The organism is Sphingopyxis sp. GW821-FHT02C12, from assembly GCF_059421785.1.
The window spans coordinates 754,480-766,159 of the sequence record NZ_JBWKVQ010000001.1; the positions used below are offsets into that span (position 1 = coordinate 754,480).

Genomic DNA, 11,680 nt, shown 5'->3' on the forward strand with positions numbered 1-11,680 from the left:
TTGATGCCCGGTCCCGCTTGACGTCCGCGATGTGCCTGCCATTAGGGAGGTCGGGAGCGACAGGGGGACGGGGTTTGCAATCATATTATTGGGCAAGGCGATCAATGGCAGTCGGCGTATTGCTGCTCGCCGCCGTACCGGGACCGGCCGCGGCGCAAGCCTGGATCGGATTGATGGTCGGCGACATGATGTCGCGCCAGCAAGCGGCGTTGCAGGAACGGGCGTGCATGTCGGGCACACCGATGCCCGAAGCAGAAATCGCCGAGGCGCGGCAACCGGCAACCCGGGTGATGCAAGCCTATTGGGCCAGCGTGGCTGCGGGTGAGCCCGCCAATGTCGGCGTGCAGTTTCATCTCGACAAGAAGAGCCGCTGGACCGCCGCCGGCCAAGCCCCGCGCGGAATGACTGAGCTGTCCGCTCTTCGCGACCCGTTTGCGGGGCCAGGCCGCCGCCTCGAAGACATATCGTTCGTTCGCGCCGGCGACGGCAGTTCGGCGCGTGGCCAATGGCGGCTCCGCGACATCGGCGGTCGGCTGGTAGGAACCTATGTCGCGACCTTCGGCCGCAAATTGGGCGAATGGCGCCTGTCCGAACTAACGCTGGTCCCGCGCGAGACGTTCGTCGAACCGCTGGCACAATATTGCCATAAGCTGGGCGACGTGATGCCCTATCGCCTGTCGTCGACCGAAGCGATCCGGGCCGGATTGGAAAAGCGGGCGGTCAAGGCCGATGCAAAGGCGAAAAGCGCGGAAACCGCAGCAGCGAAGGATAGCAGCCCCAAAGCCAGGGACAAGGCGACGAAGGCGGCTGAAGCGGCCGCGCTGCGCCGCGAGGAACTGGCCCAGGCCGTTTCGGAGGCGGAGAGGGCCAAGGCGGATGCCGAAAGCGCGCGCGAAGCCGAAGCCGCCGCTCGCGCCGCGCACCAGGCGATGCTTGACGCCGACAAGACGGGTTGAGGGCAAGGGTCGCGGGACCGAACGCCGCCCATGCCGCGCCGGAACTGTCCCACCGAATCTTTGCGCGAGCGGCCTGTTCGGGCGGTAAAATCCTTGTTTTCGATAGAACTGGCCCCATATCGGGTGTTGAACCGTCGTGCGATGAAGCGAGTTCAATCAAGGTTAAGCCGCCTCGGCATAGTCATACTATAACGAGCGGCCTTTGCGTGCACCGACTCACGGAGCCAAGACGATGATGAACAAGATGAATTTCCGCCGGTTGAGCCTCGCGGCGCTGACCGCCGCGACGCTGGCGATCGCCGGCTGCGCCACGCCCTTCAAGGCCGACGTGGCGCGCTTCCAGACCCAGCTTCCCGCGCCGCAGGGTCAGAGCTTCATCGTTGAGGCGGGCAACCCCGCACTCGCCGGCGGGATCGAGTTCGGCCAATACGCCAACCTCGTCGCGGGCGAGTTGACGCGCTTCGGATATCGCCCCGCCGCGCCGGGCGAACGCCCCGACATGGTCGTGCGCATGGGTTACGACATCGACAAGGGCCGCGAACGAGTGCGCAGCACGCCGGGTTTTGGCGACCCCTGGTACGGCGGCTATGGCCGCGGCTTCTATCGTCCGGTGGTCGTTACCGGCCGCGGCGGGCGCCGTTTCGTCTATGGCTATCGCGACCCGTTCCTGTGGGGCGGCTTCGGGCCGGGCTTCGGCTATAACGACGTCGAGAGCTTCACCGTCTATACCAGCGGGCTCGACCTGCAGATCAGCCGCGCGTCGGACGGCTATCGCCTGTTCGAGGGCCGCGCCGAAGCGCAGTCGCGCGACAATAATCTGCAGGCGATCGTCCCGAACCTGGTCGAGGCGATGTTCACCGGCTTTCCCGGCAATTCGGGCGAGAAGGTGCGGATCACGGTGGCACCGCCCGAAAAGAGCTGAGCCCGCCGGTCAACGGTCAAAAAAGGCCCACCTTCCATCCGGACGGCGGGCCTTTTGTTTGTGGATAATCCCGGGGACAAGTCCGGGATATGTCTGTGGATCAGCTGTTGAGGCTGCGCCGGATCGCGGCGATTTCGGCGTCGAGTTCGCTGTCGCTGACGCGCAGCGCCTCGACCGTGCGGACCGCGTGGATCACCGTCGAATGGTCGCGCCCGCCGAAGCGGCGGCCGATCTCGGGATAGGAGCGCGGCGTCAGTTCCTTGGCCAGATACATGGCGACCTGCCGCGGGCGGGCGATCGCGCGGACACGGCGCTTCGATGACATTTCGGATTTGTCGAGCCGGTAGTGGGCGCAGACCGCGCGCTGGATCTCGTCGATCGTGATGCGCGGGCGCGCGCTGCGGACATTTTCCGCCAGCCGGTCCTCAGCGAGCGCGAGGTCGAGCCGTGCGCCGGTGAGCGCGGCATAAGCGAGCAATTTGTTGAGCGCGCCTTCGAGTTCGCGGATGTTGCGGGTGAAATGCTTGACCAGATAGGCGACGACATCGTCGGGCACCTCGACCATCGGCATCGCGGCGAGCCGCTGACGGATGATGCGGTCGCGCAGGTCGTCCTCGGGCGCCTCGATATCGGCGACGAGCCCGCCCGACAGCCGCGACAACAGCCGCGCTTCGACCCCGTCGAGCATAGCCGGCGGGCGATCGGCGGTGACCACCAGGCGTTTGCCCGCAGTCATCAGATCGTCGATCGTGTGGAGCAGTTCCTCCTGCGTCGAATTCTTGCCGATCACGAACTGCAGATCGTCAAGCAGCAGCAAGTCGGCAGCGCGCAGCCGCGCCTTGAACGCCATCATGTCGCCGCCGCGCATCGCGCCGACGAATTCAAGCATGAACTTCTCGGCCGACATCAGGATGATGGTCGCGGTCGGGTGCGCCGCGGCATAATCCTGCGCGATCGCCTGGATCAGGTGGGTCTTGCCCTGGCCGGTGCCCGAGCAGAGGTAGAGCGGGTTGAACTGCGGCGCCTCGACCATCGCCATGCGGCGCGCGGCGTTGGCGGCGAGGATGTTCGAGCGCGCGACGACGAAGCGGTCGAACGACAGGCGCGGGTCGAAACCGAGCAGCGCCGGATTCGCGGCCGGGGCGGGAGTCTCGAAGGTCGGGAGCGGCGGCTGGGCAAGGATCGCGGCGCGCTCGGCGCCCGCGCTGGCGCCGCGCACAGTAACGCTGCGCACGACGGGCAGATGCTGGCGCCACGCGAGTTCGAGCCGGTCGCCGAAACGTTCGTTGATCCAGTTGGCCGAGAAGCGGCTCGCCGCCTCAAGCGTCACGACGCCCGACAGGGCGCAATAGTCGGCAAAACGCACCGGCTTCAGCCAATGGTCGAAGGTGCGCACGCCGAGGTCGCGGCGGAGGCCTTCGGCCACGCGCGGCCACAGCGTCGCGGCATCGCCGCTCATCGCCGTTTGTCCGCCGCCTTGGCCATAGCTCTCCCCGTCTGAAATCACACCTGTCCCCCAATCGCATCGCGCCATCGCCGTGCCCCCCGGCAGCCACGCCGCGACCGCGCGCACCGATCCCCAAGCACCCGTACGCAGGGCGCAGACTTCCTATCCGCGCGAGCAGCGAAGGAAGGCGAATCATGTGATGTGGCGGCCAGCGGCGAAGGCCGATGACGTCCCTGTCTAGGCAGGCGAGGCGGAGTCTATCAAGAGCGCGGCATGTAAAAATACTGAAATAAAAATCTTGACTCGCCCGAGGTCGCAGAATCGCGCGAAACACCAATTTTATTGTTTATTTTCAATTTCTTAATTGTGACACTTGTGTCAACAGAGAACGAATCGCGGTAAATCCGCCACTTACAGCATTGCAACACTAATGCCATCGCCCTGTCACAAAGTGGCGACAAAGGACCGTCCCGAAACGGACACAAAAAAGGACCCGCGGGCTTACGCCGGCGGGTCCTTTTTTCAACCTGGTCCGGCACGGGGCCGAATCACGCGCCCATTCAGGCGATGGCGTTGACGCTCTTGGTCAGGCGCGAATATTTGCGCGCGACGGTGTTCTTGTGGAGCACGCCCTTGGCGACGCCGCGCGCCATTTCGGGCTGCGCAGCCTTGAGAGCCGCAGCGGCGCCATCCTTGTCACCGGCGGCGACGGCGTTCTCGACCTTCTTCACCAAGGTGCGAATGCGCGAAACACGATTCTTGTTCACGATGGTGCGCGCGGTGTTGCGACGGATGCGCTTTTTTGCCTGGGGCGTATTGGCCATAAATTCCTCAGTTTTCAAACGGTCTAGTACGGTCGGAGCACAGCGTCACCGGAGCAGCCGAATCGCGCGAAACGTGCGAATCAATGTCCGGATACGGCCGGTTCCGGACGACCGGACCCTGCTCGAAGGGTGCGCCCATAGCCAGCGAGGGGCCTTTGGTCAATGGTCTTGCGGGAAAAATCCCGCATCAGCGCTGGCATTTCGGGCAGTAAAAGGTCGAGCGGCCCGACTGGACGATGCGGACGATCGTGCCGCCGCATTCGCAGGCCTCGCCCTCGCGGCCATAGACGCGCCACTCCTTCGCGAAGTAGCCGAGGTCGCCCTCGGGACTCAGAAAATCGCGCAAGGTCGAGCCGCCCGCGGCGATGGCGGCGGTGAGCACGTCCTTGATCGCGGGGACGAGCAGCGCGAGCTTGGCCTTCGACACGTCGGCGGCGGCCTTGGCGGGGTGGATGCGCGCCATGTTGAGCGCCTCGCACACATAGATGTTGCCGAGCCCAGCGACGATCGTCTGGTCGAGCAGCATCGCCTTGATCGGCGCGCGGCGCCCGGCGAACGCCCGCGCGAGACAGGCCGGGTCGAAGGCGTCCGATAAAGGCTCGGGGCCGAGGGTGACGAAAGCGGGAAAGCCGGTGAGCGGGTCGCCCGCGATCAGGTCGACCGAGCCGAAGCGGCGCGGGTCGTGGAGGAACAGCCGGTGCCCCGCCCCGGTTTCGAGCAGCAGATGGTCGTGCTTGCCCGCCTCGCCGCCCTCGGTCCGCCAGCGCCCCGACATGCCGAGGTGAAAGATCATATGATCGTCGCGGTCGGTCGACACGATGCCATATTTGGCGCGGCGCGACAGGCTGGTGACGGTGGCGCCGGTGAGCCGCTGCGCGAGGTCGGCGGGGAAGGCGCGGCGGAGGTCTGGACGGAAGGTGATGACCGACGCCAGACGCTGCCCCTCGAGAAAGGGCGCGAGGCCGCGGACAGTGGTTTCGACTTCGGGAAGTTCAGGCATATCGCTGCTTGGGCTACGCGCCATTTGCCTGCACGACAAGGCCCCGCTAAAGGCCGGTTCGACTTCGTTTCTCCCCGCAAAGGCGCTTTTCCCATGACGACCCCCGACACCGTCAGCTTCGGCTATGAACAGGTCCCCGCGGGCGAGAAGACCGCGATGGTGGGCGAAGTGTTCAGCCGCGTCGCGCGCAAATACGACATCATGAACGACGCGATGTCGGGCGGCATGCACCGGCTGTGGAAGGACCGCTTCGTGCGCCGCGTGAAGCCGCGCGAAGGCGAGGAGATCCTCGACATGGCGGGGGGCACCGGCGACATCGCCTTTCGCATGGAGCCGTTGGGCGCAAGCGTCACCGTTGCCGACATCAACACCGACATGTTGGGCGTCGGGGTCGAGCGCGCCGCCGAACGCGGCATCGACAGCCTGGTATGGAGCGAACAGAATGCCGAGAAACTGTCATTTCCCAACCAGTTTTTCGATGCCTATACGATCGCCTTCGGCATCCGCAACGTCACCGACATCCCCGCTGCGCTGAAGGAAGCGCACCGTGTGCTGCGTTATGGTGGGCGCTTCTTCTGCCTCGAATTTTCGACCAACGAATGGCCGGGCTTTGCGCAGGCCTATGATGTTTACTCGCATCGCGTGGTTCCCAAGCTCGGCAAGCTGATCGCGCAGGACGAGGACAGCTATCGCTACCTGATCGAATCGATCCGCCGCTTCCCGCCGATGCCCGCGTTCGCGCAATTGATCCGCGAGGCGGGCTTCACATCGGTGAAGGTCGAGCCGATCATGGGCGGGCTGGTCGCCATCCACAGCGGGTGGAAAGCTTGACCCGTCCCGCCACGCATATCCTGCGCCTGCTGAAATGGGGCCGCATCCTCGCGCGCCATGGGGCGCTGCGCGGGATAGAAAGCGCGCCGACGACCCCGCCGGGTGTGAAGCGCCTGTGCCGGATCGCGCGCTTCGGCACGGTTCAACCGAAAATTCCCGATTATGCTGCGGCTTTTCAGGCGATCGGCCCCGCTGCGGTCAAGCTCGGCCAGACGCTCGCGACGCGGCCCGACATCGTCGGCGAGGAGGCGGCGCGCAATTTGCTGACGCTGCAGGACGCGCTGGCACCCGTGGCATTCGAAAAGATCCGCGAAGAGATCGAGCGCGCGTTCGAAGCCCCGCTCGACACGCTCTACGCCGAGTTCGACCCCGTCCCCGTCGGGTCGGCGTCGATCGCCCAGGTCCACCGCGCGGTCACCACCGAAGGCCGCCGGGTCGCGGTCAAGGTCCGCCGGCCGGGCATCGACAAGCAGTTCGCGCGCGACATCGACACCTATGAATGGGCAGCCGCACATCTCGAAGCGCTCGGCGGCGAAGCGACACGGCTTCGCCCGCGCGAGGTGATCGCCAACTTCCGCCGCTGGACGCTGCGCGAACTCGACCTCAGGCGCGAGGCCGCATCGGCTTCGGAACTCGCCGACGCGATGGTCGGGGTGCCGACCTATGAGGTGCCGGCAATCGACTGGGACCGCACGACGAGCCGCGTGATGACGCTCGACTGGATCGACGGCATCAAGATCTCGCATCGCGACGCGCTAATCGCCGCCGGGCACGACATGGAGAAACTGTCGGCGAACCTGGTCAACGCCTTCCTGCGCCAGGCGATCGCCGAAGGTTTCTTCCACGCCGACATGCACCAGGGCAATTTGTTCGTGAAGGCCGACGGCACGATCGCCGCCGTGGACTTTGGCATCATGGGGCGGATCAACCGGCAGGCGCGCTACTGGCTCGCCGAAATCCTCTACGGCCTGACCACAGGCAATTACCGCCGCGTCGCCGAAATCCATTTCGAGGCGCAGTACGTCCCCGACTATCATAATGTCGAGGAGTTCGCGACGGCGCTCCGCGCGGTGGGCGAGCCGATGCGCGGCAAGCCAGTGAGCGATCTCAGCGTCGGCCAGATGCTCGATGGACTGTTCGCGATTACCCGCGACTTCGACATGCAGACCCAGCCGCACCTGCTGCTGCTGCAAAAGACGATGGTGATGGTCGAGGGTGTCGCGACGATGCTCAATCCGAAGATCAATATGTGGGACGTGTCGGGACCGTTCGTGCAGGAATGGATTCGCGACGAGCTCGGCCCAGAAGCCGCGCTCGCCGACGGCATCCGCGAACAAGGCAAGACGCTGGCGCTGATCCCCGACATCATCCGGCGGCTCGACGCGCAATTGCCGCGCAAGGGCGCCGCCCCGCCAGCACCGCCCTTGCCGGAAGTGCCGTTGATGTGGGCGAAGGGCGAGAAACGGCGCTGGTGGCGCTATGCGCTGACCGCGCTGGTCGGGGCGGCGGTGGGCGCCGGATTGCTGAACTGGATCGGCTGAGCCTCTCGCCCCGCGCGCTTTGCGGCGTTGGTTACCGATCATTTACCCTGTTTCCCTAGAGCAGACCTCGACCAACCCCGGGCCACCTTTTCGGGCAAAATCGAGATTTCATGCGCTACGACACGATCACCGCCGACCCGATTCTGTCCGTGGATACGCAGCCGCTCGAGGTCGCGGTTGTCGTCCCGACGCTCAATGAAGCCGCCAATGTCGAACGGCTGATCGAAAAACTGTCGATCGTGCTGGCCGGGCGCGGCTGGGAAATACTCTTCGTCGACGACAATTCGTCCGACGGGACAAGCGATCTGGTGCGCCGGATCGGCCGCACGTCGCGCCATGTTCGCATCGTCCAGCGTGTCGGACGGCGCGGACTGTCATCGGCGGTCATCGAAGGCATGCTCGCCACCGCCGCGCCGGTAATCGCGGTGATGGACGGCGACCTTCAGCACGATGAAAGCACATTGCCCCGGCTGATCGATGCGGTGATGACGGGCGACACCGATATCGCCGTTGGCACCCGTTATGTCGCGGGCGGTGGAACGGGCGATTGGGACAAGGGTCGGGTCCGCATGAGCCGGCTGGCCACGCGCGCCGGGCAGATCGCGCTCGGCACCGACGTCAGCGATCCGATGAGCGGATTTTTCGCGGTCCGCCGTGATGCCTTCGAACGCGCGCTGCCGCGATTGTCGGGCATCGGTTTCAAGATATTGATCGATATTCTCGCCTCGTCGCCGACGGCGCTGCGCGTTGCCGAAATACCGTACCATTTCCGCACCCGCGAAGCGGGCGAAAGCAAGATCGGCATGCGCGTCATCGCCGAATATGCCGAACTGATCGTCGACAAGACGGTCGGGCGTTTCGTGCCGGTGCGCCTGATCAAATTCCTGATGGTCGGCGGGCTGGGCGTGTTCGTCCACCTTGCGATCCTCGGCGCGCTGCTCAGCGCGGGCGATGCCTTTATCACAGCGCAGACGGGCGCGGTGATGACCGCGATCGCCTTCAACTTCTTCCTCAACAACAGCTTCACCTATGCCGACCGCAAGCTCAAAGGCTGGGCGATGCTGGGCGGGCTCGCCAGCTTTTACGCGATTTCGGCGCTTGGCGCGGTCGCCAATATCGGCATCGGCACCTGGATGGCGGGGCAGGACGAGCGTTGGTGGATCGCCGGGGTCGCGGGGGTGCTGGTCGGCGCGATCTGGAACTTCGCCATGTCGTCGGCGCTGACGTGGCGCAAATGAAGGTCGCAGCGCCGCCCTCGCGGGATTGGAACCGATTTTCCGGCGCGTCGCGGCCGCTGGCGGCGGCGGTGCTCGCGCTTCTCGCCTTCCTGATGCTTTACGGCGTGGCGAGCGGGGCGGGCGATGACCGGATCGAGCCCGCGGGTAAGAACGCGATGCAGGCCGACGGGCTGGTCGGCGACCATGCGCTCTATTCACGCATCTTCCAGCGCGTCGCCGATGGTGAGTCCTATTATGCCGCCGCCGCGGCGGAGCATCGCGCCAATCATTATCCAACCAAGCCTTTCTTCACCGTGCGCCTGCCCACGCTGGCGTGGATTTTTGCCGCCCTGGGCGGACAGGGCGGGGTGATCTTCGTCTCGGCGATTGGCTTCGCGGCGGTGATCGCGTGGCGAAAACGGCTGATCGCCGACCCCGACCTGCCCGGTTATGCACGCATCGCTCCCATTTTCATCCTCGCCAATATTTCCTATCTCGTCGTGCTGGAATGGACGCTGATCCACGAGGCCGCCGCTGGCGTGCTGATCGCGCTGGCCCTCGCGCTGTACCAACCCGCGCGCCCATGGGCAGCGATGGCGGTTCTCGCAGTCGCGGTCGCGATTCGCGAAACCGCGCTGCCGGTGGCGATATTGTTCGGATGCTTTGCCCTGTTCGACCGCGACTGGCGTGCGGTCGCGGCGTGGCTGGCGGCCGGCCTGGTCTTCCTTCTCATTCTGGTGTTGCACATGTTTGCGGTGAGTGCCGTCGCGAATCCGGGCGACATCGCCAGCCCGGGCTGGAACGGCTTCGGTGGCTGGGCGTCCTATCTGTCCTTCGTCCACCTCATGTCCGGCTTTCGCTTTTTTCCGGCGTGGACCACCGCATTGCTGGTGCCGCTCGCGCTGCTCGGCTGGGCGGCTTGGCGTTCGCGGCTCGCGCTGGCGGTGCTCGGCGTACAGCTGATCTACGCGCTGCTGCTCATGCTGTTCGCGCGCTCGAACAATTTCTATTGGGCGATGCTGGTGGTGCCGACGATCTATATCGGGCTGGTCTTTGCACCCGCCGCGCTCGCCGCGCTGGGGCGCTCCCTGCTGCGATCCGGACTTTCCGCGCCGCGCGCCGTGACCTAGGGCGGTTCCGGAGGCTCGCTTGAACTGACGGGCCGATGGGCATATCTGGGGACAATGGAAAAAGCGATGACGGCTTCCCGTATTCTCCTGATCATCGGCGGCGGCATCGCAGCCTACAAATCGATCGAACTCGTCCGCCTGCTCCGCAAGGCCGGCTTGACCGTACGCTGCGTCATCACGCGCGCGGGCGAGCAGTTCGTGACGCCGCTGACGCTCGCGGCACTCAGCGAGAACAAGGTCTATACCAGCCTCTTCGACCTGAAGGACGAGGTCGAAATGGGGCATATCCAGCTGAGCCGCGAAGCCGATCTGGTCGTCGTCGCGCCCGCGACCGCCGACCTGATGGCGAAGATGGCGGCCGGAATCGCCGACGATCTGGCGACCACCTTGCTGCTCGCGACCGACAAGCCGGTGCTCGCGGCGCCCGCGATGAATGTGCGCATGTGGCTGCATGCGGCGACGCAGCGCAATGTCGCAACGCTGCGCCGCGACGGCGTCACGGTGATGGAGCCCGACGAGGGCGCGATGGCGTGCGGCGAATATGGGCCGGGGCGGCTGCCCGAACCGGCGGCGATCTTTGCAGCGATCGAGACCGCGCTAGCCAATGCGCCTGCGGTGGCCTCGCTCACCGGCCAACCCGATTTCGCGCCCGCCAATCACCGCCCGCTCCACGGGCGCCGCATCTTGATCACCGCCGGGCCGACGCACGAACCGATCGATCCCGTCCGCTATATCGCCAACCGGTCGAGCGGGAAGCAGGGTTTTGCGATCGCCGCCGCCGCCGCCGACGCCGGCGCCGACGTGTTGCTGGTCGCCGGACCGGTCGAACTACCGACCCCGCCCGGGGTGATCCGCGTCGATGTCGAGACCGCGCGTGAGATGGCGGTCGAGGTGCAGGACGGACTGCCGGTCGATGCCGCGATCATGGTCGCCGCAGTCGCCGACTGGCGCGCCGCCGACACGTCGGCACAGAAGATCAAGAAGGATGGCAGCGGCGCGGTGCCGCCTCTAGCCCTCGCAGAGAATCCGGACATATTGGCGGGCGTCGGGAAGAGTCCGCTGCGCCCGCCTTTGCTGATCGGCTTTGCCGCCGAGACCAATGACGTGCTCGCGCATGCCGAGGCGAAACTGGCGAAGAAAGGTTGCGACTGGATCGTCGCCAACGATGTCTCCGCCGACCCGATGGGAGGCGAGACGAATCGGGTGCATATCGTTAGCAAAGACGGCGTAGAAAGTTGGGACCGGCTGCCCAAGGCGGCCGTCGCCCGAAAATTGATGGAAAAGATCGCCGATGAGCTCAATGCGCGTGTCCCCCTCCAGCCCGATTGAAATCCGGGTCCAGCGCCTGCCCAATGGCGGCGGCCTGCCCCTGCCCGCTTATGCGTCCGACGGTGCGGCGGGCATGGACGTCGTCGCAGCCGAATCGCTGACGATCCGCCCCGGCACGCGCCACGCGGTCGCGACGGGCTTCGCGATGGCGATCCCGCAGGGCTACGAGGTGCAGGTGCGGCCGCGGTCGGGCCTGGCGCTGAAGCATGGCATCACCTGCCTCAACACCCCGGGGACGATCGACAGCGATTATCGCGGCGAGGTGAAGGTGATCCTCGCCAACCTTGGCGACGAGCCGTTCGAGATCAGGCGCGGCGACCGCATCGCGCAGCTGGTGCCCGCGCCGGTCCAGCGGGCGAGCTTTACAGAGGTCGAAGCACTGGATGATACCGCGCGCGGCGCGGGCGGGTTCGGATCGACTGGGGTGACGAGTGACAGCGACGCCGAAGACGAACCGATCGACGACAGCATCCCCGACAACGT

The 11,680-nt window shown here is 65.7% G+C and carries 10 protein-coding genes and 1 pseudogene; 8 read left to right on the top strand and 3 right to left on the bottom strand.

Annotated elements, in window-relative coordinates; genetic code table 11:
• Positions 1 to 104 precede the first annotated feature (104 nt).
• A complete protein-coding gene (locus AC07U1_RS03570) occupies positions 105 to 956 on the top strand; it encodes a hypothetical protein (protein ID WP_495177415.1) in 852 nt (283 codons plus the stop codon).
• Positions 957 to 1,191: 235 nt separating this feature from the next.
• The gene (locus AC07U1_RS03575) at positions 1,192 to 1,878 is read left to right on the top strand and encodes a DUF4136 domain-containing protein (RefSeq protein WP_187140108.1); all 687 of its coding nucleotides are present in this window, start codon (positions 1,192 to 1,194) and stop codon (positions 1,876 to 1,878) included.
• Between the two features lie 100 nt (positions 1,879 to 1,978).
• Here AC07U1_RS03575 and dnaA read toward each other — a convergent pair whose 3' ends face one another.
• The 3 genes from dnaA to mutM form a co-directional block, all read right to left on the bottom strand.
• Positions 1,979 to 3,337 (bottom strand): chromosomal replication initiator protein DnaA, encoded by a 1,359-nt coding sequence (dnaA, locus tag AC07U1_RS03580; protein ID WP_495177414.1) that lies wholly within the window; start codon positions 3,335 to 3,337, stop codon positions 1,979 to 1,981.
• A gap of 548 nt (positions 3,338 to 3,885) precedes the next feature.
• The gene (gene rpsT, locus AC07U1_RS03585) at positions 3,886 to 4,149 is read right to left on the bottom strand and encodes a 30S ribosomal protein S20 (protein WP_056344834.1); all 264 of its coding nucleotides are present in this window, start codon (positions 4,147 to 4,149) and stop codon (positions 3,886 to 3,888) included.
• 187 nt (positions 4,150 to 4,336) lie between these two features.
• Entirely contained in the window at positions 4,337 to 5,149 is an 813-nt protein-coding gene (mutM, locus tag AC07U1_RS03590) for a bifunctional DNA-formamidopyrimidine glycosylase/DNA-(apurinic or apyrimidinic site) lyase (RefSeq protein ID WP_495177413.1), read from the bottom strand.
• Between the two features lie 93 nt (positions 5,150 to 5,242).
• On the opposite strand from mutM, the gene AC07U1_RS03595 reads away from it, so the two are divergent.
• From AC07U1_RS03595 to dut, 6 genes and pseudogenes are all read left to right on the top strand, one after another.
• A complete protein-coding gene (locus tag AC07U1_RS03595; protein WP_495177412.1) occupies positions 5,243 to 5,980 on the top strand; it encodes a class I SAM-dependent methyltransferase in 738 nt (245 codons plus the stop codon).
• Entirely contained in the window at positions 5,977 to 7,521 is a 1,545-nt protein-coding gene (gene ubiB, locus AC07U1_RS03600; protein WP_495177411.1) for a 2-polyprenylphenol 6-hydroxylase, read from the top strand. The genes AC07U1_RS03595 and ubiB overlap by 4 nt, the downstream gene beginning before the upstream one ends.
• Positions 7,522 to 7,631: 110 nt before the next feature.
• Positions 7,632 to 8,759 (top strand): glycosyltransferase, encoded by a 1,128-nt coding sequence (locus AC07U1_RS03605; protein WP_495177410.1) that lies wholly within the window; start codon positions 7,632 to 7,634, stop codon positions 8,757 to 8,759.
• Complete coding sequence (locus AC07U1_RS03610) at positions 8,756 to 9,868, top strand: hypothetical protein (protein WP_495177409.1); 1,113 nt, start codon at positions 8,756 to 8,758, stop codon at positions 9,866 to 9,868. The genes AC07U1_RS03605 and AC07U1_RS03610 overlap by 4 nt, the downstream gene beginning before the upstream one ends.
• 66 nt (positions 9,869 to 9,934) lie before the next feature.
• Positions 9,935 to 11,197 carry a bifunctional phosphopantothenoylcysteine decarboxylase/phosphopantothenate--cysteine ligase CoaBC gene (gene coaBC, locus AC07U1_RS03615; protein ID WP_495177408.1) on the top strand — a complete coding sequence of 421 codons (1,263 nt, stop codon included), beginning with the start codon at positions 9,935 to 9,937 and terminating at the stop codon, positions 11,195 to 11,197.
• Positions 11,169 to 11,621, top strand: a pseudogene (gene dut, locus AC07U1_RS03620) (dUTP diphosphatase); the annotation flags it as partial. The gene coaBC and the pseudogene dut, both read left to right, overlap by 29 nt.
• Positions 11,622 to 11,680 lie beyond the last annotated feature (59 nt).

Bases quoted from the DNA above. Each gene is read 5' to 3' on its own strand.
- AC07U1_RS03570 (WP_495177415.1), top strand. From the start codon at position 105: ATGGCAGTCGGCGTATTGCTGCTCGCCGCCGTACCGGGACCGGCCGCG.
- AC07U1_RS03575 (WP_187140108.1), top strand. From the start codon at position 1,192: ATGAACAAGATGAATTTCCGCCGGTTGAGCCTCGCGGCGCTGACCGCC.
- dnaA (WP_495177414.1), bottom strand. From the start codon at position 3,337: ATGAGCGGCGATGCCGCGACGCTGTGGCCGCGCGTGGCCGAAGGCCTC.
- rpsT (WP_056344834.1), bottom strand. From the start codon at position 4,149: ATGGCCAATACGCCCCAGGCAAAAAAGCGCATCCGTCGCAACACCGCG.
- mutM (WP_495177413.1), bottom strand. From the start codon at position 5,149: ATGCCTGAACTTCCCGAAGTCGAAACCACTGTCCGCGGCCTCGCGCCC.
- AC07U1_RS03595 (WP_495177412.1), top strand. From the start codon at position 5,243: ATGACGACCCCCGACACCGTCAGCTTCGGCTATGAACAGGTCCCCGCG.
- AC07U1_RS03605 (WP_495177410.1), top strand. From the start codon at position 7,632: ATGCGCTACGACACGATCACCGCCGACCCGATTCTGTCCGTGGATACG.
- AC07U1_RS03610 (WP_495177409.1), top strand. From the start codon at position 8,756: ATGAAGGTCGCAGCGCCGCCCTCGCGGGATTGGAACCGATTTTCCGGC.
- coaBC (WP_495177408.1), top strand. From the start codon at position 9,935: ATGACGGCTTCCCGTATTCTCCTGATCATCGGCGGCGGCATCGCAGCC.